At 67.2% G+C, this 21964-nt stretch carries 25 protein-coding genes; 14 read left to right on the plus strand and 11 right to left on the minus strand.

The genetic code is table 11. The annotated features are described in order from the left end of the window. Nucleotides 1-13 precede the first annotated feature (13 nt). Genes JIN95_RS11260 through JIN95_RS11280 form a run of 5 tightly spaced genes read right to left on the minus strand, consistent with a single transcriptional unit; the run spans nucleotide 14 to nucleotide 5010 of the window. Entirely contained in the window at nucleotides 14-772 is a 759-nt protein-coding gene (locus JIN95_RS11260) for an ABC transporter ATP-binding protein (protein WP_095636084.1), read from the minus strand. Beyond that, nucleotides 769-1557 (minus strand): ABC transporter ATP-binding protein, encoded by a 789-nt coding sequence (locus JIN95_RS11265; RefSeq protein WP_095636083.1) that lies wholly within the window; start codon nucleotides 1555-1557, stop codon nucleotides 769-771. Before JIN95_RS11265 ends, JIN95_RS11260 begins: the two co-directional genes overlap by 4 nt. Continuing rightward, the gene (locus tag JIN95_RS11270) at nucleotides 1550-2728 is read right to left on the minus strand and encodes a branched-chain amino acid ABC transporter permease (protein WP_095636082.1); all 1179 of its coding nucleotides are present in this window, start codon (nucleotides 2726-2728) and stop codon (nucleotides 1550-1552) included. The genes JIN95_RS11265 and JIN95_RS11270 overlap by 8 nt, the downstream gene beginning before the upstream one ends. Beyond that, on the minus strand, nucleotides 2725-3684 hold the full coding sequence (locus JIN95_RS11275) for a branched-chain amino acid ABC transporter permease (RefSeq protein WP_200531512.1): 960 nt from the start codon (nucleotides 3682-3684) through the stop codon (nucleotides 2725-2727). The genes JIN95_RS11270 and JIN95_RS11275 overlap by 4 nt, the downstream gene beginning before the upstream one ends. Before the next feature lie 9 nt (nucleotides 3685-3693). Next, nucleotides 3694-5010, minus strand: a complete 1317-nt coding sequence (locus JIN95_RS11280) for an ABC transporter substrate-binding protein (RefSeq protein WP_200532152.1) — start codon at nucleotides 5008-5010, stop codon at nucleotides 3694-3696. A gap of 194 nt (nucleotides 5011-5204) precedes the next feature. Between JIN95_RS11280 and JIN95_RS11285 the strand changes: the two genes are divergently transcribed. Beyond that, nucleotides 5205-6068, plus strand: a complete 864-nt coding sequence (locus JIN95_RS11285) for a proline dehydrogenase family protein (RefSeq protein ID WP_095636079.1) — start codon at nucleotides 5205-5207, stop codon at nucleotides 6066-6068. Between the two features lie 208 nt (nucleotides 6069-6276). Here JIN95_RS11285 and JIN95_RS11290 read toward each other — a convergent pair whose 3' ends face one another. Continuing rightward, the gene (locus JIN95_RS11290; protein ID WP_095636078.1) at nucleotides 6277-6762 is read right to left on the minus strand and encodes a DUF302 domain-containing protein; all 486 of its coding nucleotides are present in this window, start codon (nucleotides 6760-6762) and stop codon (nucleotides 6277-6279) included. 159 nt (nucleotides 6763-6921) lie between these two features. Between JIN95_RS11290 and trxA the strand changes: the two genes are divergently transcribed. The 5 genes from trxA (at nucleotide 6922) to JIN95_RS11315 (ending at nucleotide 10979) form a co-directional block, all read left to right on the plus strand. Beyond that, nucleotides 6922-7335, plus strand: a complete 414-nt coding sequence (gene trxA / locus JIN95_RS11295; RefSeq protein WP_095636077.1) for a thioredoxin — start codon at nucleotides 6922-6924, stop codon at nucleotides 7333-7335. Between the two features lie 127 nt (nucleotides 7336-7462). Continuing rightward, entirely contained in the window at nucleotides 7463-8713 is a 1251-nt protein-coding gene (locus JIN95_RS11300; RefSeq protein WP_200531513.1) for a M20/M25/M40 family metallo-hydrolase, read from the plus strand. Between the two features lie 255 nt (nucleotides 8714-8968). Then, nucleotides 8969-9205 carry a sulfurtransferase TusA family protein gene (locus JIN95_RS11305; RefSeq protein WP_095636075.1) on the plus strand — a complete coding sequence of 79 codons (237 nt, stop codon included), beginning with the start codon at nucleotides 8969-8971 and terminating at the stop codon, nucleotides 9203-9205. After that, a complete protein-coding gene (locus tag JIN95_RS11310) occupies nucleotides 9202-10347 on the plus strand; it encodes an FAD/NAD(P)-binding oxidoreductase (protein ID WP_200531514.1) in 1146 nt (381 codons plus the stop codon). Before JIN95_RS11305 ends, JIN95_RS11310 begins: the two co-directional genes overlap by 4 nt. Nucleotides 10348-10349: 2 nt before the next feature. Beyond that, nucleotides 10350-10979 (plus strand): DUF1641 domain-containing protein, encoded by a 630-nt coding sequence (locus JIN95_RS11315; RefSeq protein ID WP_095636073.1) that lies wholly within the window; start codon nucleotides 10350-10352, stop codon nucleotides 10977-10979. Between the two features lie 83 nt (nucleotides 10980-11062). Here the strand turns inward: JIN95_RS11315 and JIN95_RS11320 are convergent, their stop codons facing one another. Further along, nucleotides 11063-11635: a DsrE/DsrF/DrsH-like family protein gene (locus tag JIN95_RS11320; protein WP_095636072.1), complete on the minus strand. Its 573-nt coding sequence runs from the start codon at nucleotides 11633-11635 to the stop codon at nucleotides 11063-11065. 2 nt (nucleotides 11636-11637) lie between these two features. After that, nucleotides 11638-11883, minus strand: coding sequence for a sulfurtransferase TusA family protein (locus tag JIN95_RS11325; protein WP_095636071.1), 246 nt, complete (start codon nucleotides 11881-11883; stop codon nucleotides 11638-11640). A 249-nt stretch (nucleotides 11884-12132) separates the two neighbouring features. Here JIN95_RS11325 and JIN95_RS11330 point away from each other — a divergent pair, with 249 nt between their 5' ends. Genes JIN95_RS11330 through JIN95_RS11345 form a run of 4 tightly spaced genes read left to right on the plus strand, consistent with a single transcriptional unit; the run spans nucleotide 12133 to nucleotide 15541 of the window. After that, a complete protein-coding gene (locus JIN95_RS11330) occupies nucleotides 12133-13326 on the plus strand; it encodes an MBL fold metallo-hydrolase (RefSeq protein WP_095636070.1) in 1194 nt (397 codons plus the stop codon). Nucleotides 13327-13334: 8 nt separating this feature from the next. Next, nucleotides 13335-13892 (plus strand): YeeE/YedE family protein, encoded by a 558-nt coding sequence (locus JIN95_RS11335; RefSeq protein ID WP_095636069.1) that lies wholly within the window; start codon nucleotides 13335-13337, stop codon nucleotides 13890-13892. After that, entirely contained in the window at nucleotides 13892-14350 is a 459-nt protein-coding gene (locus tag JIN95_RS11340; RefSeq protein ID WP_200531515.1) for a YeeE/YedE family protein, read from the plus strand. Before JIN95_RS11335 ends, JIN95_RS11340 begins: the two co-directional genes overlap by 1 nt. Nucleotides 14351-14365: 15 nt before the next feature. Then, complete coding sequence (locus JIN95_RS11345) at nucleotides 14366-15541, plus strand: inorganic phosphate transporter (RefSeq protein WP_200531516.1); 1176 nt, start codon at nucleotides 14366-14368, stop codon at nucleotides 15539-15541. Nucleotides 15542-15554: 13 nt separating this feature from the next. Here the strand turns inward: JIN95_RS11345 and JIN95_RS11350 are convergent, their stop codons facing one another. Continuing rightward, the gene (locus JIN95_RS11350; RefSeq protein WP_200531517.1) at nucleotides 15555-16400 is read right to left on the minus strand and encodes a universal stress protein; all 846 of its coding nucleotides are present in this window, start codon (nucleotides 16398-16400) and stop codon (nucleotides 15555-15557) included. A gap of 260 nt (nucleotides 16401-16660) precedes the next feature. Between JIN95_RS11350 and JIN95_RS11355 the strand changes: the two genes are divergently transcribed. From JIN95_RS11355 to JIN95_RS11365, 3 genes are all read left to right on the plus strand, one after another. After that, nucleotides 16661-16825 carry a hypothetical protein gene (locus JIN95_RS11355; protein WP_198951493.1) on the plus strand — a complete coding sequence of 55 codons (165 nt, stop codon included), beginning with the start codon at nucleotides 16661-16663 and terminating at the stop codon, nucleotides 16823-16825. Then, nucleotides 16815-17873, plus strand: a complete 1059-nt coding sequence (locus JIN95_RS11360) for a sulfite exporter TauE/SafE family protein (protein ID WP_200531518.1) — start codon at nucleotides 16815-16817, stop codon at nucleotides 17871-17873. The genes JIN95_RS11355 and JIN95_RS11360 overlap by 11 nt, the downstream gene beginning before the upstream one ends. Nucleotides 17874-18079: 206 nt before the next feature. Further along, complete coding sequence (locus tag JIN95_RS11365; RefSeq protein ID WP_095636063.1) at nucleotides 18080-18484, plus strand: helix-turn-helix domain-containing protein; 405 nt, start codon at nucleotides 18080-18082, stop codon at nucleotides 18482-18484. A 115-nt stretch (nucleotides 18485-18599) separates the two neighbouring features. Here JIN95_RS11365 and JIN95_RS11370 read toward each other — a convergent pair whose 3' ends face one another. Then, nucleotides 18600-19337, minus strand: a complete 738-nt coding sequence (locus JIN95_RS11370; RefSeq protein ID WP_095636062.1) for a helix-turn-helix domain-containing protein — start codon at nucleotides 19335-19337, stop codon at nucleotides 18600-18602. An 89-nt stretch (nucleotides 19338-19426) separates the two neighbouring features. Here JIN95_RS11370 and JIN95_RS11375 point away from each other — a divergent pair, with 89 nt between their 5' ends. Continuing rightward, nucleotides 19427-20947 (plus strand): aldehyde dehydrogenase family protein, encoded by a 1521-nt coding sequence (locus JIN95_RS11375; protein ID WP_095636061.1) that lies wholly within the window; start codon nucleotides 19427-19429, stop codon nucleotides 20945-20947. Nucleotides 20948-20970: 23 nt separating this feature from the next. Here JIN95_RS11375 and JIN95_RS11380 read toward each other — a convergent pair whose 3' ends face one another. Continuing rightward, the gene (locus JIN95_RS11380) at nucleotides 20971-21933 is read right to left on the minus strand and encodes a DUF5821 family protein (RefSeq protein WP_200531519.1); all 963 of its coding nucleotides are present in this window, start codon (nucleotides 21931-21933) and stop codon (nucleotides 20971-20973) included. Nucleotides 21934-21964: the final 31 nt, after the last annotated feature.

The raw sequence follows: 21964 nt of genomic DNA on the forward strand, positions 1-21964 counted from the left end.
CGGAGCGCCCGGGTCAGCCCCCGAGGTACAGCTGGGAGACCTCCTCGTCGTTGAGGAGTTCCTCCGGCGTGCCCTCGAACCTGACCGTTCCCTGGTCGAGGACGTACCCGCGGTCGGAGATGCCGAGCCCCTTCGTCACGTTCTGCTCGACCATCAGGATCGCGGTGTCCATGTCGTTGACCTCCCGGACGTCCTCGAACACCTCGTCGGCGGTGTTGGGCGCGAGCCCCGCGGACGGCTCGTCGATGAGCAGCACGTCGGGCTCCATCACCAGGGCCCGCGCGAACGCGAGCACCTGCCGCTGACCCCCCGAGAGCGTCCGCGCCTTCGCGGTCCGCTTCCGGTCGATGATCGGGAACCGGTCGTACAGCGTCTCGATCACCTCGTCGAGGCCGCCGTCGCGGGCGACGCCGCCCATCCGGAGGTTCTCGTCGATCGTCAGCGAGCCGAACACGTTGTCGGTCTGGGGGACGTAGCCGATCCCCTCGCGGACGATCTCTTCGGGCGCCATCCCGCCGATGTCGCGGCCGTGGTACTCCACGGTTCCCGTCCACGGCGTCAGCATGCCGAACGCCGTCTTGAGGACGGTCGACTTCCCGGCGCCGTTCGGGCCGACGAGACAGACGATCTCGCCCGGATCGAGCCGGATCGAGCAGTCGTCGAGCACCTGTACCTCGCCGTACCCGCTGTCGACGTTCGACAGCGAGAGCACGGGATCGACGCCGTCGGTTCCGTCGGCGGCCCCCGCGGGCCGAGTGGTGTCGTCGCTCATGTGCCGCCTCCGAGGTACGCGTCGATGACGCGATCGTCGCTGCGGACTCCCTCCGGGGTGCCCTCCGTCAGGACGCTCCCCTGGTCCAAGACGACGATCGGGTCGGCTAAGTCCATCACGAACTCCATGTCGTGTTCGATCAGCAGGAACGTCGTCCCCTGCTCGTTGAGCCGCCGGATCTGGTCTTTGAGCTTCTTCGCGAGCGTGGGGTTCACCCCCGCGACCGGCTCGTCCAACAGGAGCACCTCCGGCTCGGCGAGCATCGCCCGCGCGAGCTCGACGAGCTTCATCTGGCCGCCGGAGATGTCGGTCGCGGGCTGGGCCGCGAGGTGGTCGATCTCGAACTCCTCTAAGATGCGCTCAGCCTCGGCCAGGTTCGTCGACTCGCTCTCGGCGACCGCCCCCGGCGTGGCGAACAGCTTGACGAACGACTCGCCGGGCTGGTTCCGCGGCCCGACTAACATTGCCTCGCGGACCGTCATCCCCTCCAGCTTGCGGGGGGTCTGGAACGTCCGGATGAGCCCGTGGTCGGCGACCTCGTACGGCTCCAACCCGGTCACGTCGGTCCCGTTCACCTCGACGGTCCCGCCGTCCGGCTCGTAGAAGCCGGAGATGAGGTTGAACAGCGTCGACTTCCCGGCGCCGTTCGGCCCGATGAGTCCGGTGATCGTGCCGCGCTCCACCGCGAACGTCGCGTGGTCGGTCGCGGCGAGCCCGCCGAACGACTTCTGGAGGTCGTCGACGCGGAGGACCGCGTCCTCCTTGGGCAGCGCGCCCTCACTCATCGTCACCACCTCCCTTCTGCTCGCGGACGCCCGAGGCGGGCGGATCCGACCCCGCGTCGTCGACGGCGCTCGGCCAGATCAGCTCCCGCTGCGGCGGGAGGATACCCTGCGGCCGGTAGCGCATGACCGCGACGATCACGACGCCGATCAAAAGCAGCCTGAGCGGCGCGGGGTCGATCGGCAGCGCCACGTCGTTGAGGAAGCGCGTCCCCTCGCGGATGGTGACGATGACGATGCCGCCGAACAGCGCCCCGCGGTTGGAGCCGCTGCCGCCCAATATCACGGCGACCCACGCGTAGAACGTCGTGATCGGGTCGAGGTCGCCCGGCCCGACGTAGAGGTTCAGGTGGGTGTAGAACACGCCCGCCAGCGCCATGATCAGGCTGCCGAGCACGAACGACTGCATCTTGAACGAGTAGGTGTTCTTCCCCAGCGCCCGCGCGAGGTCCTCGTCCGAGCGGATCGTCCGCAGGACGCGGCCCCACGGGGACTGATGCGCGCGCCGTAAGACGAGGAACGTCGCGCCCGCGAACGCGAGCACGAGCAGGACGTTCAGCGACGCCCGCCAGAACGACGTCTCGAGGAGTATCGGCGATCCGGGGATCACCACGAGCCGGAGCCCCGGCATCGTCTCCGGGAACGTCGAGAGCACCGGCCACCCCTCGAAGAAGCTCGGGATGCCGCGCACCCCCGCGCTCCCGTTGGTCAGCCAGCGCTCGTTGAGGACGATCAGTCGGACGACTTCCGCCAGCCCGAGCGAGGCGATCGCGAGGTAGTCGGCGCGGAGCCGGAGCGTCGGGATGCCGATGAGCAGCGCCAGCACGAACGCGAGGACGAGCGCGACGACGAGCCCGACGAGCGGGTTGAACCCGCCCGCGATCGGCGAGCTGTCGGCGGTCATCAGCGCGGAGCCGTACGCGCCGATCCCGAAGAACGCGGCGACGCTGAAGTTGATCAGCCCGGTGTATCCCCACTGGGCGTTCAGCCCGAAGGACAACAGCGCGTACATCCCCGCGAGCCCGACGAGGAACAGGAAGTACGTCGGGCCGAGCGCGCCGGTGAGCAGCGCGGCGAGCAGGAACAGCGCGAACGCGGCGCTGACGCCGAGCACCCACTTCTCGGGGCGGCTGAGGTCGGCGATCGCCGCCTCCGGATCCGAGAGGAGGCTCATGTCGCGCCCTCCCCGGCGATCCCGTTGGGCCGGACCAACAACACGGCGACCATGATCACGAACGCGATCGCGTTCGCGTACTCGATGCTGACCAGGCTCTCGAGGGCGGCGTTGAGCCACCCCGGCCAGATCGGTAGCGAGTCGACGATACCGGAGAAGAACGGCGTTAGCTGGTTGATCATGCCGATGAGGAAGCCGCCCGCCATCGCGCCGTAGACGGAGCCGATCCCCCCGAGGATCACCGCAGCGAAGATGACCAGGAGGAGGTTAAAGCCCATCCGCGGCGAGAGCTGGTTGAACAGTCCGAGGAACACGCCGCCGGCGCCGGCGAGCCCGGCGCCGATGACCCACGTCCACAGCTTGACCCGCTTCGTACGGATCCCGCTCACGCGGGCCAAGTCCGGGTTGTCCGCCATCGCGCGCATCTTCCGACCGAGGTCGGTGTACTGCAACAGGACGTGCAGCCCCGCGACGAGGACGACCGCCGAGCCGACGATCGCCACGTCGTGGAGCGTCACGCGGACGCCGTACGGGACGAGCGCCTCGATCGGCCGTAGCGGCTGGATCCCGTACCGAGTGAAGTCGGAGCCGAACCGGATCTGGATCACCGCGCGGTAGATGAAGGCGATCCCGATCGACGTGATCAGCAGGCCGATCGAGTCGATGTCGAGCGGCTCGTAGACGAGCTTCTCCGTGCCGACCGCGACGACCGCCGCGACTGCGATGCCGACGACCAAGGCGAGGAAGAACCCGTACGGGAGCCCGAGCACCGCCCCGCCGAGCCCGCCGACGGCGCCGAAGGTCACGAGCGCCGCGTACGCGCCGACGGTCATCGTGTCGCCGTGCGCGAAGTTCGCGAAGTCGGCGATGCTGTACACGAGCGACAGCCCGATGCTGCCGAGGACGATGATGCTGCTGAAGACCAGCCCGTTCGCCAGGTATCCGAGGACGGTCATCGGTCGGGATTAGCCTTCGACGAAGTCGATGCCTTCGTAGTCGTGATCCTGCACTTCAAGGACCTGAAGGAACCCGACCGGGTCGCCGTTCTCGTCGAAGTCGATGGGGCCGCTGACGCCCTGGTAGTCGACATCGTCCGGGCCGCCGCCGTCGGCGAGGATCTGGCTGGCGGCCTCGAAGGAGGTCACCTCCTCGCCGTCGGGGCCGGAGACGCGTCGGACGGTGTCCTGGAGCGCCGACCCGGTGAACTCGTCGGCCGCCTGGACCGCGAGCGCGGCGTTGATGACGCAGTCGTAGGCGTACGCCGCCCACGAGGTCGGCTGCTGGCCGTACTCCGACTCGAAGGCGTCCGCGAACGCCTGGTAGTTCTCCTCTTCGACCGGCGCGGAGGGGACGACGATCTTCATCCCCTCCATGCTCCCCTCCGGCGTGTTCTCGATCACGTTGTCGCCGGAGACGGAGTCGGCGCCGTAGAACTGCGCGTCGTAGCCCGACGAGTACACCTCGTTGACCATCGTCGCGAACTCCGCCTGGTAGGTGATGAAGAGCCACGCGTCCGCGCCGGAGCTGTTCATCTCGGAGACGACGCTCGAGTACGACTGCTGCTCCTGGTCGTGCGGGTTGTTGTAGGCGATGTCGCCGTCCCACGCGTTTACGAACGCGTCCGTGAGGCTCTGTCCGTAGTCGTTGTTGACGTAGGTGATCGCGACCTCGTCGTAGCCGTCGTCGGCGATGATGTCCGCGAGCGCGAGCGACTGGCTGCGCCCCGACGGCGACATCCGGAGGAGTCCGGGGAAGTTCGTGAGGTCGAGGCCCGTGGAGTTCTGGCTCAGCTGGACCACGTCCGTGTCCTGGACGACGCTCTCGTAGATCGCGAGCGAGACGCCGGAGCCGACCGCGCCGATGAGGAACGGGACCCCGTCCTGGTTGACGAGCTTCTGGGCGGCCGCGATCCCGCCCTGGTTCTCGCTCTCGGAGTCCTCGACGATGAGGTCGAGCTCGCGCCCGTTTATCCCGACGTCGTTGACCCGCTGTAAGGCGAGCTCGACGCCGCGCTGGTTCCGCTCGCCGAACGCCGACAGCGACCCGGTCAGCGAGTCGACCATCCCGATCTCGTACGGGCCGGCGTCGCCGCCGTCGCTCCCGTCTTCGCCGTCGGATCCGTCCTCACCGTCGGACCCGTCGGATCCGTCGCTTCCATCGCTCCCGTCGCTCCCGTCGGACCCGTCCTCACCGTCGTCGGTCGTGCTGAGACAGCCCGCGAGCGCGGCGACGCCCGCCCCGCCCGTCAGCTTCAGCAGCGTTCTCCGGTCGGTCAGGTCCATGTTATTTCGTGGCATAGCTTACCTGTAGTTCTCGTTGGTGTACGGGTATCTGAAACCCTACCCGTCCATGGTCGGTTGGGACGTATCGCACCTCTCACGCGGCCCACCATTACCGAGACGGTTTAATTCTCTCACGTGGTGTGAAATAATTGGTCGGGTGCCCTTATATCCCCGTCGGGCGCCCCGGTGATCGTATGATACCGCCCATCGCGAGCAACTTCGTCGCCGGGGAGACCGCCGAGGCGGCGCTCGACCACGTCGAGGGCCTCAACGGCCGGGGCGTGGCCGGCATCCTGAACCTCCTCGGCGAGCACTACGAGGAGCGACCCGACGCCGACGCCGACGCCGACGCGTACGTCGACCTCGTCGAGGCGATCGCCGACCGCGACCTCGACGCCTGCGTCTCCGTCAAGCCGAGCCAGATCGGGCTCGACATCGGCGACGACGCGTTCGAGGAGAACCTCGCGCGGATCGTGGAGGCGGCGAACGAGGGGTCGCCGGCCGCCTCGGACACCTTCGTCTGGATCGACATGGAGGACCACGAGACCACCGACGTGACGCTCGACGCGTTCGAGCGCCACGCGACCGCGACCGACGGCAACGTCGGCGTCTGCGTGCAGGCGAACCTGAAGCGCACGCGCGAGGACCTCGAACGGCTCGCCGACCTCCCCGGCAAGGTCCGGCTGGTCAAGGGAGCGTACGACGAGCCCGGCGAACTGGCGTACAAGAAGAAGGCCCGCGTCGACGAGTCGTACCGCGACTGCCTCGCGTACATGTTCGAGGCGTTCGACGACGGCGTCGCGGTCGGGAGCCACGACCCCGCGATGATCGAGTACGCGACGGAGCTGTACGCCGAGCACGGGACGCCCTACGAGGTCCAGATGCTGATGGGCGTCCGCGAGGCAGAGCAGTTCGACCTCGCGGCCGACCCGGAGGTCGACGCCGAGGTGTACCAGTACATCCCGTACGGCTCCAAGTGGTTCTCCTACTTCTACCGGCGGGTGCGGGAGCGCAAGTCGAACGCGCTGTTCGCGTTGCGGGCGATCGTCGGGCGCTGAGCGGGCGCGGCCGTCGGGCGCTGAGCGGTATCAGCGGGGGTTCGAACCGTCCGTGACGGAGATCGCAACGTCGTCGAAACGGTACGGAAAGATATGGGAAGACGACCCCGGATGGGTATATTGAAACGCGATCCGACGACGGCGGGATGCTGACGCCGAGTCTCGGTCATCGAATCGGTATCACGCCCGTTGAGCGTGACAGTTCCCGTTAGAGGTTCCCGAAGGCTTCGTCGACGAGTTCGCCGGTGTCGGCGACGATGTCCGCCATTGCTTCGTTATCGGGCGCCATTCCGACCAGCCGTGCGATGCGCATGATGGAGACGTGATAGACGACCTGCGTTCCGGGTTCCGATTCCCAGATGACGACGTTACAGGCCATGAGCCCCCCGAGTTTGTTGTCGGTCGCGTCGAGCGCGCGATCGGCGACTTCGGGGTTACACGCGCCGAGCACGTAGTAGGGATCGCGGCCCTCGTCGTCGGACCCCGCCCGACTGCCTGAGCCGCTTTGCGCCCCTCTGTCGAGCTTCTCGTTGAGCATCTCGGACGGCGAGAACTCCACGGGGACGCCGAAGCCGGCGTCGGTGAACGCGTCGCGGACGTGTTCGATGGCGTCTTCGTGGCTCATTTCGAGGGTTGCCTCTTCTTCGCCGATGTCCGCAGGATCGATCTGACTCGGGTCGATAGGGAGCGACATTCGTGTACTGTCTTGGGTTGATAAGACAAAATCTCTTCGGATACGTTTCCCAATACCTGTTTTCAATGTGCTTTGTCCGATATCTCTACATCTGTGCTACCACAGTATTGTACTAAAAATGCAAAACACATAAGCGAGTCCGGTACGAACAGAACGGTAATGACGGACGATATCGAGGAGATACGGCGGCGGAAGCTGGAGGATCTCCAGAACAAGGGCCGAACAGCCGGTGACGAGGCGTCAGAACCGCAGAGTCCCTCCGAACCGGTTCCGGTGACCGGAACCGGTGAGCTGTCAGAACTGCTCGCCGAACGCGACGTCGTGCTGGCCGATTTCTACGCTGACTGGTGTGGCCCGTGCCAGATGCTCGAACCGGTCGTCGACACGATCGCCGCTGAGACTGATGCGACCGTAGCGAAGATCGACGTCGACGCGAACCAACAGCTCGCGGCCGAGCACGGTGTCAGGGGCGTCCCGACGCTCGTTCTCTTCGCCGACGGCCAGCCGGCCGAACGACTCGTCGGTATGCAGGACGAAGCACGGCTCCGCTCCGTGATCGCGAAGCATCTGTGACTCGGCCGCGCCCTGACGGGCGACGCTCGGGACGCGGGTCGTCGTTCGGACGACCGAGCGCACGCGACCGTCAGTGCGGACGCGACCGTCAGTGCGGACCGGAACCGCAGCCGGAACGCGACCGCTCATGACCGACGGTACCCCTCACGAGTACGTTCGAGCCCACCGCGATGAGCTGGTCGCGCTCGCCCTCGATCTCCTCGCGATCGACACGTCGAACCCGCCCGGCGACACGCGTGCGATCGTCTCCGAGATCGAGCGATTCCTCGACCCGCTTCCGGTCGACGCCGAGCGGTTCGCGGTCGACCCGGCGAAGCCGAACCTCCTCGTTCGAATCCCTGGCGAGTCCGACGAGACGCTGCTCTACAACGGCCACCTCGATACGGTGCCCTTCGACGCAGACGCCTGGTCCCGCGATCCGCTCGGCGAGCGCGTCGACGACCGGATATACGGTCGCGGCGCGACCGACATGAAAGGGGCCGTCGCGTCGATGCTGTTCGCGATTCGGGCCGTCGCGGCCACCGACACCGACCCGCCCGTCGACCTCCTGTTCGCCTTCGTGAGCGACGAGGAGGTGGGCGGTGACGCCGGGCTGCCGGCGCTGCTGGACGCCGGACGGCTCGATGCGGACGCGTGCGTGATCGGCGAGCCGACCTGCGAGGGCGGCCGTCACTCCGTCACGGTCGCGGACCGTGGCAGCATCTGGCTGACGCTCGAAGCCACCGGTGAGGGGGCCCACGGCTCCCGGCCGGTGCTCGGCGTCAACGCCATCGACCGACTCTACGACGCGGTCGAGACGATGCGCGAACGGTTCGGCACCCGGCGGCTCGAGATCGACGCCGACGTGGCGCCGATCGTCGAGGAGTCGGTCGAGTACTACGCCCCCTCGATGGGGGAGGACGTCGCTCGTGAGTTGTTCGAGTACCCCTCGATCAATCTCGGCGTCTTCGACGGCGGCGACGCCATCAACAGCGTCCCGCAGTCCGCCCGCGCCGAGGTCGACGTGCGGCTGACGGCGGGCGTCCACACGCCCGACGTGCTCGCGGAGATACGGGAGTGCGTCGCCGACTGTGACGGCATAACGATTGCTGCTGTATCCCGGAGCGTCGGCACCGCCGAAGCTCCCGGCAGCCCGCTCGTCGAAGCTGTCGCGTCGACGGCGGAGGACGTCACGGGCGCTCGCGTCTTTCGGCGGAGCGCGACGGGTGGCGGTGACGCCAAGAAGCTCCGGAACGCGGGCGTCCCGACCGTCGAGTTCGCGCTGGGGACTGACACCGCCCACGCGCCGGATGAGTACGTTCCGGTGGACGCACTCGTCGACAACGCGGTCGTCTACGCTCGGCTTCCAGCGAGGTGGCGGTCCCGGATCGACCGGTAGCAGTCGATGGACGTGCCGGTCGGGCCGGATCGCTCGGCCGGCGGGCGGATGTCGTCGGGTGAGACGTAACTACCGGCACAGCGTGTTCAGTACGTAACATCGATCTCGGATTCTCCGCTTTGACTCACCCGTGAATCCCAGCTTTGCGGCTCTGAGAGCGACTCTCGGTTGCCTGTCCGCTTAGTTTTTCATGGTCTTGGAAATCAAGCACAATACTAATATGGGGCGGTTCCAACTGCCGCCTGTGAGAGAGCCATGACTGACATCGAGCCAGACGACACGGTCGACGCCAGAGGCGCGGCCTGTCCCGGTCCGCTGATGGACCTCATCGGAAGGATTCGGGACGCCGAGTCGGGCGACGTGATCCGACTGCTGAGCGACAACGACCAGTCGCTCACCGACGTTCCCGAGTGGGCCGAGGAGGCTGGAAACGAACTACTCGCGGTCGAAAAGCTCGACGACCACGACGCGTTCTACGTGGAGAAAGCATGACCGAGCACGTCGTCATCGTGGGCGGCGGGACCGGCGGATCGGTGCTCGCGAACGACCTCGCCGACCGGCTCGAACCCGAACTCGACGCCGGCGAGGTCCGCGTCACGCTGATCAACGACGACCCCGACCACGTCTACAAGCCGGTCTGGCTGTACGTGCCGTTCGGCCAGCGCGAACCGGCGGACGGTCGGCGCGCGCTCGACGAGCTCGTCGACGACGCCGTCGACCTCCGGATCGACCGCGTGACCGAGATCGACACCGAGGCCCAGCGGCTCCAGTTCGACGGGGGTGCTCCGCCAGTCAGCTACGATCACCTCGTGTTGGCGACTGGGTCGACGCTGGAGCCCGACCGGATCCCCGGCCTCGCGGAGGGCGGCCACGACTACTACAGCGAGTCGGGGGCCACCGACCTGCGCGACGAACTGCTGGCGTTCACCGAGGGCGACCTCGTGTTGAGCGTCGTCGGAACGCCACACATGTGTCCGGCCGCCCCCTTGGAGTTCGTCTTCATGGCTGACGACTGGCTCCGCGAGCGGGGGCTGCGGGAGGACGTCGACATCACCTACACGTACCCGATCCAGCGCGTCCACGGCAACCCACACATCGCCGAGTGGGCTCGGCCCATCATGGAGGAACGGGACATCCACGTAGAGACGTTCTTCAACGCCGAGTCGGTCGACCCGGAGGCGGAGACCGTCACGTCGATGGAAGGAACCGAACTCGACTACGACCTCCTCGTGACGATCCCGCCTCACACCGGCGTCGAGCTGATCGAAGAGGCTGGCCTCGGCGACGACGGCTGGGTCGACGTCGACAAGCACACGCTCGAAGCCGAGGCCGCCGAGAACGTGTACGCGCTCGGTGACACCGCCGACACCGGCGTCCCGAACGCGGGCAGCGTCGCGCACTACCAGGCCGGCGTCGTCGGGCGGCGCCTCGCCAGCGAGATCCGCGGCCGCCCGGCGACGGCGACCTACGACGGGAAGACGCTGTGCTTCATCGAGACGGGGATGGACGCGGCGTCGTTCGTCGAGTTCGACTACGAGAACCCGCCGTCGCCGGCGCCGCCCTCGGAGAAACTCCACTGGTCGAAACTGGCGTACAACGAGGCCTACTGGCTGACTGCGCGGGGGTTGCTCTGACCATGGCCGAGCGGCAGGGTCCCGAGCACTCCGAGTTGGAGGCGGCGATCGAACGGAACCCCGAGGCGGTCGCCGAGTTTGTGGAACACCTCGACGCCGTCAACGAGCTGCTGGACGTGATCTCGCTGGGCGAGAGCGCGCTCGACGACGAGATGGTCCGCGAGCTCTCGGCCACGGGATCGACGCTCGCCGAGTCCGCCGACGGACTGGCGACCGACGAAACCGTGGCGCTGGCCGAGGCGGTCGGAGAGAGCGGCGACGACCTGCGCGAGGCGCTCGACACGTTGCTCGCGCTCCAGCGGAGCGGGACGCTCGACGAACTGGCCGAACTCGCGGAGGTCGGGTCGCTGGCGACGGCGGCGCTCGACGACGAGATGGTCAGATCGCTCGCCGGAACCGGCGCCGCGCTCGGCGAGGTGGCACAGACGGCGGCGGACGACGACACCCGTGACGGCATGGAGACGCTGCTGGAGAGTGTCGGTGAGGCGGAGCGTGAACCGCCGGAGCAGGTCGGGGCCGTCGGCTTACTTCGCGGGGTACGGGACCCGGACGTCCGGTACGGGCTCGGCTACTTGCTGACGCTCGCGGGCGCTATCGGGCGCGAGCGTGCCACGAGGGAGTCGGATTCGTAACCGAATCCCTTCGAGGGAGGGAGCGTTGGTTCGGTTGCGTCGTCGGTTTCGGGGGATCGGACCCTCGAACGCGTCATCGAGGGTTAGACGAGGAGCTGGATGTCGGCGTCGGCCATGTCCTGAAGGGCGGTGGCGGCGCCGACGCCCGTGGTGACGCCGTCGTAGAACTCGTCTTCGTCGTAGCCCATCAGGTCGATGGTCATCTGGCAGGCCTGGAACTCGACGCCCATCTCGAGGCTCGTCTCGATGAGCTCCTCGATGGTGGCGGTGTCGTTGTCCGCGATCTTCTTCTCCATCATCTTTGTCGTCACGCGGTCCATTCCCGGGAGCGCCGCGACGGCGTTCGGCACGGGCATGTTGGGGTTGCCGACGGAGCTGAGCTTGAGGTTCTTCGAGCGCTCCTCGTGAAGGATTTCCAGCCCCCAGAACGTGTGGAAGACGGTCACGTCGTAGCCGAACGCGGCCGCGGTGCTGGCGAGAATGAGCGGCGGGTACGCCATGTCCAGCGTGCCCTTCGTCGCGATGATGCTCATCTTCTTGTCCCCGTCGTCGGCCGTGGCTTCGGCGAGCGCCTCCTCGAGTTCGTCGACGCGTGCGGCCAGCTCCGCACGCGAGGGCGGGTCGTCGGTCGGCGCGTCGGGCGTATCCGTGCTCATCCTTACTCCGTCTTGCGCACGTAGTGTTTGTACACGTCGTCGCCTTCCTCCTGGGCGACGAGCTCGACGCCCTCAGTGCCGGCCGCCCAGCCGTCGATGTCGCTCATGCTGCCGGCGTCCGTCGCCAGCACTTCGAGGATCTCACCGGGGGCGAGGTCGTCGATTGCGCCTTTCGTCTTCACCACAGGCATGGGACACGATGCACCCTTCACGTCAAGCGTCTCCGCGATGTCGTATTCTGCACTCATTGGGTATCTGCTCCGTTCGTCTGTATTGGAGCTATCGCACAATACCCCCCTCCCGACTAAAAGATTGTCGATTCTTGTGCTTACTACAAACTACTAATTCGGCCAGAGACGCTGTAAATAAGCTCTAACAACGCATATGCGCGATAATTAGGGATTCGTGGTGTTGTAGGCCCCGAGTAGTATTGTTTGATTTAGGGAATACTATGAGAATCCTTTTGTACATCCGGCTGGTAGAAACGATTGCACAAGATGAACGCTGATGACTTCCCGACTCCTGACGTCGAAGTCGCGTCGGTCGAGCCGGAAACGCTGAAGGACCGCATCGACGCCGGCGAGGACATTACCCTCCTCGACGCGCGCATGCAATCCGATTACGAGGAGTGGCGCATCGACGGCGAGAACGTCACGTCGATCAACGTCCCGTACTTCGAGTTCCTCGAGGACGACATCGACGAGGATGTCCTCGATCGGATCCCCGACGACCGCGAGGTGACCGTCCTGTGCGCGAAGGGCGGCGCCAGCGAGTACGTCGCGGGCACGCTCGCGGAACGCGGGTACGACGTCGATCACCTCGAGGACGGCATGAACGGCTGGGCGAGCATCTACGAGACCGTCGAAGTCACCGACTACGACGGCGCGGGAACGCTCCTCCAGTACCAGCGCCCGTCCTCGGGCTGTCTCGGCTACCTCCTCTACGACGACGGCGAAGCCGCGATCATCGACCCGCTGCGGGCGTTCACCGACCGCTACTTAGAGGACGCCGACGACCTCGGCGTCGACCTCCGGTACGCCCTGGACACCCACGTCCACGCCGACCACATCTCCGGGGTTCGCGATCTCGACGCGGAAGGCGTCGAGGGCGTCATTCCCGAGGCCGCCGTCGACCGCGGCGTCACGTACGCGGACGAGCTGACCACGGCCGCGGACGGCGACATCTTCCAGGTCGGCGACGCCACCATCGAGGCCGTCTACACGCCCGGTCACACGACCGGGATGACCTCCTACCTCGTCGACGGAAGCCTGCTCGCGACCGGCGACGGGCTGTTCATCGAGAGCGTCGCTCGCCCCGACCTCGAGGAGGGCGACGACGGCGCACCGGACGCGGCCCGCATGCTCTACGAGTCGCTGCAGGAGCGCGTGCTGACGCTGCCCGACGACACGCTGATCGGGGGTGCGCACTTCAGCGACGCCGCCGAGCCAGCCGCGGACGGGACCTACACGGCCCCCATCGGCGAGCTCGTCGCGGAGATGGACGCGCTCACGATGGACGAACAGGAGTTCGTCGACCTGATCCTCTCGGACATGCCGCCGCGGCCGGCCAACTACGAGGATATCATCGCGACGAACCTCGGCCAGAACGCCGTCGACGACGAGGAAGCGTTCACGCTCGAACTCGGCCCCAACAACTGCGCGGCGAGCCAGGAGTCGCTCGCGGGTGACTGACGACGCCGATGGTTGCTGACCCAGCACTGCTCCAGGCGGCCGCCGAGCTGTTCCCCAACGGGATCGGCCGATACGCCGTCGGCGGCCTGCTCGTCGGCCTCGGGACCGTCGTCATCTACCTCGGAACGGGCATCCCCGCCGGAGCGAGCACGTTCCTCGAGTCGACGCTGTCGTACGTGTCCGGCCAGTCGCGGTTCCAGCGGTACGTCGCTTCGCGGGACTGGCGGCTCGTGTTCACGGCCGGCATCATCCTCGGCGGACTGGCCTTCGCCGCGACGTTCCAGTCCGGAGTGGTCACGAGCTCCCTGTACGAACCCGGGACCACCGGACAGCTGTACGAGGTCGCCGGCGTCACGCTCTGGACGACCGACGTCCAGCCGTGGCGGCTGTTCCTCGGCGGCATTCTCGTCGGCATCGGGACCCGCGTCGGCAAGGGCTGTACGTCCGGCCACGGCGTCTGCGGCGTCGGCTCGGCGTCGAAGACGTCGCTCGTCGGCGTGCTGACGTTCCTGACGGTGGCGATCGGGACGGCACAGGTCGTCGCCGCACTGGGGGTGAGCCCGTAATGGCGGATCGGCATCCGTTGTTCAAGCCGCTGATCTTCGTCGGCGGCCTGATCTTCGGGTTCGGGCTCGGGTTCAGCCACATGGCGCGCCCGGAAGTGGTGCTGAACTTCCTCCAGTTCGACGACCTCGGCCTGCCGTTCGTGATGTTCGGCGCCGCCATCGTCTCCGGGATCGCGTTCGCGCTGCTCCCCCGGATCCGAGACGCCGCGCCGCTCACCGGCAACCCCTACGAGCGGCGACTGAAGCCGTTCGACCGGAACGTCCTCGTCGGCGGCGCCGTCTTCGGCGTCGGGTGGGGGCTCTCCGGCATCTGTCCCGGGGCGGCGTACGCGAGCCTCGGCGTCGGCAACGTCACAATCCTCTGGGCGCTCGCCGGGATGTTCCTCGGCGCGTACGCGCAGGGCTACTGGCGGAGCCAGAATCAGGCGCGCGACACCGCCCCGGCGGGCGCAGACTAACTTCTCCCCCTTTCAATGGATCCCGCTCTCGTCGCCCTCTTCGTCGGTGCAGCGCTCGCCAGCCTGTTTATGGCGTGGGTCATCGGTGCCGGATCGAGCGGTGCCACTCCGTTTGCACCCGCTGTCGGCGCCAACGCGATCGGGACGATGCGAGCCGCCTTCCTCGTCGGCATCTTCGGGTTCGTCGGCGCCGTTACACAGGGCGGGAACGTCTCGGAGGCCGTCGGGAGCGGTCTGGTGGGCGGGATGAGCATGCCCGTGGCCGGCGTTATCCTCGTGTTAGTGCTGGGGGCTGGCCTGATGGCGGTCGGCATCGTCACCGGGTACCCGATCGCGACCGCGTTCACCGTGACCGGCGCCGTCATCGGCGTCGGCCTCGCTCTCGGCGGGACGCCGGTCTGGGCGAAGTATCAGCAGATCGCGGCCGTCTGGGTGCTGACGCCGTTCGTGGGTGGTGGGATCGCGTACGCCAGCGCGAGCGTCCTCCCGCGGCCTGACGTCCCTGAACGGTACAGTATCCCCGTCCTCGTCGGCCTCGTCACGGCGGTCCTCGTGAACGTCGAGTTCGGGTTCCTCGGTGAGACGAACTCGGCGGGGACCGTCAGAGAAGCCGGACAGCGAGCCCTGGCTGTCGACGGGCTCGCGTCGGCTGTGCTCGTTACCGTCGGTGCGGCCGGGGCAGTCGCCGCCGTGGTCTGGTGGGACGTCGGCCGCGACCAACGCGGGGGTCTCCAGCGCGTGCTGCTCACCCTCGGCTCGCTCGTCGCGTTCTCCGCGGGCGGCAGCCAGGTCGGACTCGCGGTCGGGCCCCTGATTCCGCTTCTCGGGGAGATCGAGATGGTGTCGACGGTCGTGGTGCTGGTCGGCGGTGGCCTGGGGATGCTTGTGGGTTCGTGGACGGGCGCTCCCAGGATGATCAAGTCACTGGCGCAGGACTACTCGTCGCTCGGGCCGCGGCGCGCTATCTCCGCGCTCGTCCCCTCGTTTCTGATCGCACAGCTTGCCGTCCTGCTCGGCGTCCCCGTCTCGTTCAACGAGATCGTCGTCAGTGCGATCATCGGAAGTGGCGCGGCCGTCGGCGGGTGGGGCGCCGTCGACGTCCGGAAAATACTACTGACCGTGGGGGCGTGGGCGGGGTCGTTCATGCTCTCTTTTGGCATCGCGTACGCCGCTAGTGTTCTGCTGTTGTAGTCGCCCGCCTTTCTCAGACCGCTCGGGGCGGCGGAACGAGGAAGACGTTTCCAGTCGCCTGTGCGACGACCTCTTCAGAGACACTACCTAACAGGAGTCGGCGAATGCGGCTTCGCCCCTTCGATCCCACGAGAATCGTCGACGGCGTTACTTCCGCTTCGACGGCGAGGATTTCGTCGGCGGGATCGCCGTGCCGAACCTCGAGCTGCGTGTCGATACCCCACTTTTCGAGCGTGCTCGCGTGCGACGCCAGCCGCTCTCGTGGCCCAACGTCGGCGTCGGCGCCTTCGTCCTTCGGCGAACGAACGTGAACGAGCGTCGCTTCCTCGGTCGCGTGACGGAGGTACGAGAAGGCATCGAACGCCCGATCGGCGTTCTCCGAAAAGTCCGTCGCGAAGAGAATCCGCTGAAAGAGATGTTCTCGAAGGACATCTGGATCGTCCGTTGCCCGCTCGACGCGATTGACCACTAACGGCACGACGGTCGTCCGTGCGAGGTTGCGGGCGGTCGAACCGATAATACGGTTCTCCAGCGGACTCTGCCCTCGTGATCCGACGACGGATAGATCGGCGTGGACGGTCTCGGCGATGCCGTTGATTCGTCGATACGGAGTTCCGCGGACGACGTGGGCCTCGACGTCGAACCCGGCCGCCTCGATCACCGTTCGATACTGGTCTAGTCCCTGTCGGCGTCGCTCCTCGAAATTCACGCCGGGCATCCCGGAGTGGACGTTCGCCGGTACGACTGTCACGAGATGAATCGTGTCGACGCCGATACGGCCCAGACACTCGAGACAGGTCTCGTTCTCGATTGCGGCCTCACTGGCAGCCGATAGGTCGGTCGCACACAGGGCCCTCATATCGACACCTTCGCTGAGCACGGATAACACAGTTGTGGGGATCTGGCGTGGCCGTCCGCTCTCGGGACGTACTCCCATCCGTCTCGGCGTCGATGAGCGCCATACGTTCCCTGAAAGTTATCGGTACTCCGACTGAGGTTACCGGAATATAGTATTGTATAGTAAACCCAAAACCGTTATAGGCACAAGGCAGGTAGAGAGGGTTGAGCAGAAATGTGCCAACAGCGAATTACCAATTTCGAACGTCGGGGGGAGAATCGATGCCGGGACTAGAGGTTCCCACGTGGGACCCGGAGACGGCCGTGCTCATCGGTACGATCCTACTGGAAGCGATCGTGCTGTACGTGGGCTACGGTGGTCTCGAACGGCTCTTCGGTCCCTATCTGATGAGGATCCTCGTCGGAGGTGAAGCGAGTGCTCAGTAGTCTACTCGACGGGCTCGGAATCCTGGGGACGAGCCCGGAGATGTTGGCGCTGTTCGTCGGGTTCGGCCTCGTCGTCGGGGTCCTGTTCGGATTCTTCGGCATGGGCGGGTCGTTCCTCGTCACTCCGGCTTTGCTGATGCTGGACTATCCGGCGCCCGTCGCGGTCGGCAGCGGGATGGCGTTCGTCTTCGGGACCGCCGTCATCGCGACCCTGAAACACCACGACCTCGGGCAGGTCGACTACAAGCTCGGCGTCATCATGATCACCGGGACGACTATCGGTATCGAGGCCGGCCGCGCCAGCGTCTACTACCTCGAGTCGCTGGGGCTCGCCGGTGGCATCATCAGCGTCGCCTACGTCGTCCTCCTCGGCGGCGTCGGCGCGATGGTCACCCGCGACGCCCTGAAGGGCGACGGCGGTGGCGGCGTCGACCACGAAGCGGCCGACCAAGACCTCAGCGAGTACGAGATTCCCGACATCGCGAAGCGGATTCAGCGGACCGTTCGGATTCCGCCGATGGTGACGCTTCGCGGCGACGTCCGTGTCTCCGCCTGGGTCATCACGGCCGTCGCCTTCGCGACCGGCCTCCTGTCGGGCTTCCTCGGCGTCGGTGGCGGCTTCATCCGGATGCCGGCGATGATCTACGCGATCGGCGTCCCGGTGCCCGTCGCCGTCGGTACTGACCTCTTCGAGATCGTCTTCTCCGGTGGCCTCGGGAGCTACCTCTACGGACAGGGCGGCGGCGTGAACCTCGGTATTGTCGCCCCCCTGCTGTTCGGGAGCGCACTCGGTGCGCGGATCGGGTCCGCTGCGACCGCCGTCGTCGACGCTGACGGCATCAAGATCTACTTCGGCGGAATGCTGTTGATCGGTGCCGTCGCGGTGGGCATCGGTGAGGTCGGGTCCTACCTCGGCAACCCGACGCTCGAACTGCTCGGGCTGGTGCTCGTCATCGGCGCGGCAGTCGTCGTCGCCTTCGCGATCCTCTACACGACGATCGCTTCGCTCCGTGAGACGCGTCGCCGGGCGACCACGGCTGCAGACTAATCCGTTTTAACGTCGATCCGGTTCCCGCTCGATGTCAGCTGTCCGTCGACCCCGAGAGGCTCTGTCCGTCGACCCGGAGACGTGTTCAGGGCACCGCCGGGTTACTCGCGCGGTGTTGCCGTCTCGCCCGCCGTAATCCATCGCGAAATTGTGCAATCTGTACAAAAGTCTTTTAATAGCCGGATACCTACGTACTACCGATAACAATGCCAGATTCGATGTCCGAACAGCTCCGCCGGGACATGGAGTGCGAGGGGCTGCTGGAGTGCTTCCACGGCCTCAAAGAGCTCGACAAGGAGTGTTTCCGGGCGCTCGTCGAAGCCGAAGATCCCCTGACCGTCGACGAGATCGCCGACGCGGTCGACCGCGAACGCTCGACCGCCTACCGCGCCGTGCAGCGGCTCCTACAGACCGGTTTCATCGAGAAAGACCAGATCAACTACGACCAGGGCGGCTACTACCACGTCTACTCGCCGACCGATCCCTCCAAGATCGCCGACGACATGCAGCGTCTGCTCAACGACTGGTACGCGAAGATGGGACAGCTCATTCAGGAGTTCGAGACCAAGTACGAACAGTCCGACACCGCAGCCACGGCCGCCGAAAGCTAACGTACATCCTTCTGTCTCCACTTCGACGAGCATATCCGGCGCGATCAACGGGCCGCGATCCAGGGAGCGGCGATCAGCGATCGGTGATCAACGACCGGTGATCAGCGATCGAGGTTCACGGGTCCAGCAGCTTCGACTCCGCCTTCCGGAGGTGTTCGAGCAGCGTCGTCTTCGACACGTCGAGGTCGTCCGCGAGCTCTCGGGTAGAGGTCTCCCGGGGCCACTCGTAGTACCCGGCCTCGCGGGCGTGCTCGTACACCTCGCGCTGGGTCGTCGTCAGCGTGTCGAGCCGCTGGCCGCGGGGCGACCGCCCCGGCTGCCCGGACGACGACATCGACTGCACGGTCACCTCCGCGCCCGCCTCCTCCTGGACCGCGTCGAGCGACTCCCGGATCTCGGTGCGCTCGCCGACGAAACACACCTGCCACTCCTCGCGGCCGTCCTCGATCCGGACCGGCGCGCTGTGAACGAAGCCGTGCTCTAAGAGCGTCGGACACATCATGTCCGCGGGGTCGTACTCCAGGAAGAACTCTCGGACGACGTTGCCGGGGGCGTCTCGCGCCCGCCCGAACCGCTCCTGTAATTCGAGGAGTTCCCCGGCGCGATCCGATTCCCGGATCGCGTCCAGCAGCTCCTCGACCTCCTCGTTCGTGTCCGCGAAGGCGGTGAACAGCCCGTTCACCGAGTTGGGCGCGTCCGCGTCGGTCCGCGGCGAGTTGTAGATCGCGTGGGCGAGGACGCCGCCGTCGGTCCGGCCCGTCGCCTCGATCGCCCAGCAGTTCGGATGCCACAGGTCGAGCGTGAGCCGGGTCCCGGACCACTCCTCGCCCCCGCTCGGGTCGGTGATAGCCATCGTTACCCCGTCATTGGCACCGCATCACAAAGACTCTGCCGACCATGGTCGGGTGGGATATTTGGGCGTGGCGGCGGAAAGCTCCGCCCATGTCGGACCCGTATCAGCACTACATCGACGGCGAGTGGGTCTCGGGCACGGGCTCGGAGACCTTCGAGAGCGAGAACCCTGCGACCGGCGAGACGCTCGGAACGTTCGAGCGCGGGACGCCGGACGACGTCGAAGCGGCGGTCGACGCCGCCGACGAGGCGTTCGAGGAATGGCGCGAGCTCTCCCGGATCCAGCGCGCGGAGTACCTCTGGGACGTGTACCACGAGCTGCGCGAGCGGACCGACGAGCTCGGCGAAGTCGTCACGAAGGAGTGCGGCAAGGAGATCTCGGAGGGGAAAGCCGACGTGGTCGAGGCCGCCCACATGGTCGAGTGGGCCGCGGGCGACGCCCGCCACCCGAAGGGCGACATCGTCCCCTCGGAGATCCCCGCGAAGGACGCGTACATGCGCCGGAAGCCGCGCGGCGTCACCGGCTGTATCACCCCGTGGAACTTCCCGGTCGCGATCCCCTACTGGCACATGGCCATCGCGCTGGTCGAGGGCAACACCGTCGTGTTCAAGCCCGCCGAGCAGACCCCGTGGTGCGCGCAGATCATCGCGGAGATGTTCGACGACGCCGGGATCCCCGACGGCGTGTTCAACATGGTCCAAGGGTTCGGCGACGCCGGCAACGCGATCGTCGAGCACGACGACGTCGAGACCGTCCTCTTCACCGGCTCCGCCGAGGTGGGCCACCACATCCAGGACAAGCTCGGCGGCGTCCCCGGCAAGCGCGTCGCCTGCGAGATGGGCGGCAAGAACGCGATCGTCGTCACCGAGGAGGCGGACCTCGACGTCGCGGTCCACTCGGCCGTGATGTCCTCGTTTAAGACGACCGGCCAGCGCTGCGTCTCCTCCGAGCGCCTGATCGTCCACACCGACGTGTACGACGAGTTCAAAGAGCGGTTCGTCGAGGTCGCGGCGGACGTCGCGGTCGGCGACCCCCTTCAGGAGGACACGTTCATGGGCCCGCTCATCGAGGGCGAACACTTCGAGAAGGTCTCCGAGTACAACCAGCTCGCCCGCGAGGAGGACGTGAACGTCCTCGTCGACCGGACCGAGCTCGACGCCGACGAGATCCCCGACGGCCACGAGGACGGCCACTGGATCGGCCCGTTCGTCTACGAGGCCGACCCCGACGCCGACCTCCGGTGTACCCACGAGGAGGTGTTCGGGCCGCACGTCGCGCTCTTGGAGTACGACGGCGACATCGAGCGCGCGGTCGAGATCCAGAACGACACCGAGTACGGGCTCGCCGGCGCGATCGTCTCCGAGGACTACCGACAGATCAACTACTACCGCGACCACGCCGAGCTCGGGCTGGCGTACGGCAACCTCCCCTGTATCGGTGCCGAGGTCCAGCTCCCCTTCGGCGGCGTCAAAAAGTCCGGGAACGGCTACCCCTCGGCCCGTGAGGCGATCGAAGCGGTCACCGACCGCACCGCGTGGACCCTGAACAACTCGAAGGAGATCGAGATGGCGCAGGGGCTCTCCGCGGACATCAAGACGAAGGACGACTGAGCGACGCCGCTCCCGGCGGTCCGTTATAACCCGTTTTCGCGAAGCGCTTCGAGCGCCGCCGCCGGCGACGACGCGTTCGCCAGCGCGCCGCGCGCGACGAGCCGCTTCCGTGGGCGCCCCACGGGCTGCGAGACCGGCTCCGTCCCGAGGAGGCCGGCCTCGGCAAGCTCGCGTTTTATCCGCGTGAACGTCGCCGAGCTCCCGAGCCCCGCGTCCTCGCAGGCGCGCCGCAGGTCGCGGTCGAGCGCGCCGCGCCGCGCGCCGGCGGCGTACGTCCGGACGCGCGCCCCGCCGCGGTCGAGGGGATCAGACTCGTCCCCGCCGCTGGCAGCCGAATCGCCCCGGGCCGCGTCCACCTCGCGCTCGGCGTCGAGCAGTCGGACGGCCTCGTCCGCGACCCCGTCCCCGCACCGGTCTCGAAGGGCGCCGTACAGCCGGTGACGGCTCGGCGTCCGAATCCTCACCCCCTCCGCGTCCGCGAGGGGTGCGTCGTAGCGGCCGCGGAGCGTCGGATCGTCGCCGATCCGGCACCACGGTCCGGGGCCGGCCGGCGTCGCGTCTGCGCCGCCATCGCCTCCGTCGCCCGCTGCCGCGACGAGTACGCAGCCGTCGGACCGCCCCGCGAGGACCGCGTTCGGCTGGGCCTCCCCGAGGGCCCGGAGGTCCCAGACGCCCGCCTCCGCGAGCGCCGCCAGCCTGGTGGCCGGCCGGAACCGGTCGGCGATCGCGTCGACCGCCCGACCGCTCGCGAACACCGTGAGCGCCGGGAGATCGGTGACCGGCGCGAGGGGGTCCCCCCCGGCCTCCGCTCCGCTCCGCAGCGCGTCGAGGTCGGGGTCGATCGCCGCCGGCGCGGCGTCCCGGTAGGCCCGGAGGAGCGCCGCCAAGAGCGCCGGATCGGGATCGACGACGACCGGGTCCGCGAACGAGCCGATCGAAATCTCCCCGTCGGCAAGCGGAAGGGTCGGAGACGGGGGAGACGTCACTGCTCGGTGTCACTGTCGCGGTCGGAATAAG

Source organism: Halorubrum sp. LN27 (assembly GCF_016635065.1).
Classification (GTDB): Archaea; Halobacteriota; Halobacteria; order Halobacteriales; family Haloferacaceae; genus Halorubrum; species Halorubrum salipaludis.

What these genes read in the sequence shown, in the direction of transcription:
- JIN95_RS11260 (WP_095636084.1), bottom strand. Translation starts at nt 772, where the DNA reads ATGAGCGACGACACCACTCGGCCCGCGGGGGCCGCCGACGGAACCGAC.
- JIN95_RS11265 (WP_095636083.1), bottom strand. Translation starts at nt 1,557, where the DNA reads ATGAGTGAGGGCGCGCTGCCCAAGGAGGACGCGGTCCTCCGCGTCGAC.
- JIN95_RS11270 (WP_095636082.1), bottom strand. Translation starts at nt 2,728, where the DNA reads ATGAGCCTCCTCTCGGATCCGGAGGCGGCGATCGCCGACCTCAGCCGC.
- JIN95_RS11275 (WP_200531512.1), bottom strand. Translation starts at nt 3,684, where the DNA reads ATGACCGTCCTCGGATACCTGGCGAACGGGCTGGTCTTCAGCAGCATC.
- JIN95_RS11280 (WP_200532152.1), bottom strand. Translation starts at nt 5,010, where the DNA reads ATGGACCTGACCGACCGGAGAACGCTGCTGAAGCTGACGGGCGGGGCG.
- JIN95_RS11285 (WP_095636079.1), top strand. Translation starts at nt 5,205, where the DNA reads ATGATACCGCCCATCGCGAGCAACTTCGTCGCCGGGGAGACCGCCGAG.
- JIN95_RS11290 (WP_095636078.1), bottom strand. Translation starts at nt 6,762, where the DNA reads ATGTCGCTCCCTATCGACCCGAGTCAGATCGATCCTGCGGACATCGGC.
- trxA (WP_095636077.1), top strand. Translation starts at nt 6,922, where the DNA reads ATGACGGACGATATCGAGGAGATACGGCGGCGGAAGCTGGAGGATCTC.
- JIN95_RS11300 (WP_200531513.1), top strand. Translation starts at nt 7,463, where the DNA reads ATGACCGACGGTACCCCTCACGAGTACGTTCGAGCCCACCGCGATGAG.
- JIN95_RS11305 (WP_095636075.1), top strand. Translation starts at nt 8,969, where the DNA reads ATGACTGACATCGAGCCAGACGACACGGTCGACGCCAGAGGCGCGGCC.
- JIN95_RS11310 (WP_200531514.1), top strand. Translation starts at nt 9,202, where the DNA reads ATGACCGAGCACGTCGTCATCGTGGGCGGCGGGACCGGCGGATCGGTG.
- JIN95_RS11315 (WP_095636073.1), top strand. Translation starts at nt 10,350, where the DNA reads ATGGCCGAGCGGCAGGGTCCCGAGCACTCCGAGTTGGAGGCGGCGATC.
- JIN95_RS11320 (WP_095636072.1), bottom strand. Translation starts at nt 11,635, where the DNA reads ATGAGCACGGATACGCCCGACGCGCCGACCGACGACCCGCCCTCGCGT.
- JIN95_RS11325 (WP_095636071.1), bottom strand. Translation starts at nt 11,883, where the DNA reads ATGAGTGCAGAATACGACATCGCGGAGACGCTTGACGTGAAGGGTGCA.
- JIN95_RS11330 (WP_095636070.1), top strand. Translation starts at nt 12,133, where the DNA reads ATGAACGCTGATGACTTCCCGACTCCTGACGTCGAAGTCGCGTCGGTC.
- JIN95_RS11335 (WP_095636069.1), top strand. Translation starts at nt 13,335, where the DNA reads ATGGTTGCTGACCCAGCACTGCTCCAGGCGGCCGCCGAGCTGTTCCCC.
- JIN95_RS11340 (WP_200531515.1), top strand. Translation starts at nt 13,892, where the DNA reads ATGGCGGATCGGCATCCGTTGTTCAAGCCGCTGATCTTCGTCGGCGGC.
- JIN95_RS11345 (WP_200531516.1), top strand. Translation starts at nt 14,366, where the DNA reads ATGGATCCCGCTCTCGTCGCCCTCTTCGTCGGTGCAGCGCTCGCCAGC.
- JIN95_RS11350 (WP_200531517.1), bottom strand. Translation starts at nt 16,400, where the DNA reads ATGAGGGCCCTGTGTGCGACCGACCTATCGGCTGCCAGTGAGGCCGCA.
- JIN95_RS11355 (WP_198951493.1), top strand. Translation starts at nt 16,661, where the DNA reads ATGCCGGGACTAGAGGTTCCCACGTGGGACCCGGAGACGGCCGTGCTC.
- JIN95_RS11365 (WP_095636063.1), top strand. Translation starts at nt 18,080, where the DNA reads ATGCCAGATTCGATGTCCGAACAGCTCCGCCGGGACATGGAGTGCGAG.
- JIN95_RS11370 (WP_095636062.1), bottom strand. Translation starts at nt 19,337, where the DNA reads ATGGCTATCACCGACCCGAGCGGGGGCGAGGAGTGGTCCGGGACCCGG.
- JIN95_RS11375 (WP_095636061.1), top strand. Translation starts at nt 19,427, where the DNA reads ATGTCGGACCCGTATCAGCACTACATCGACGGCGAGTGGGTCTCGGGC.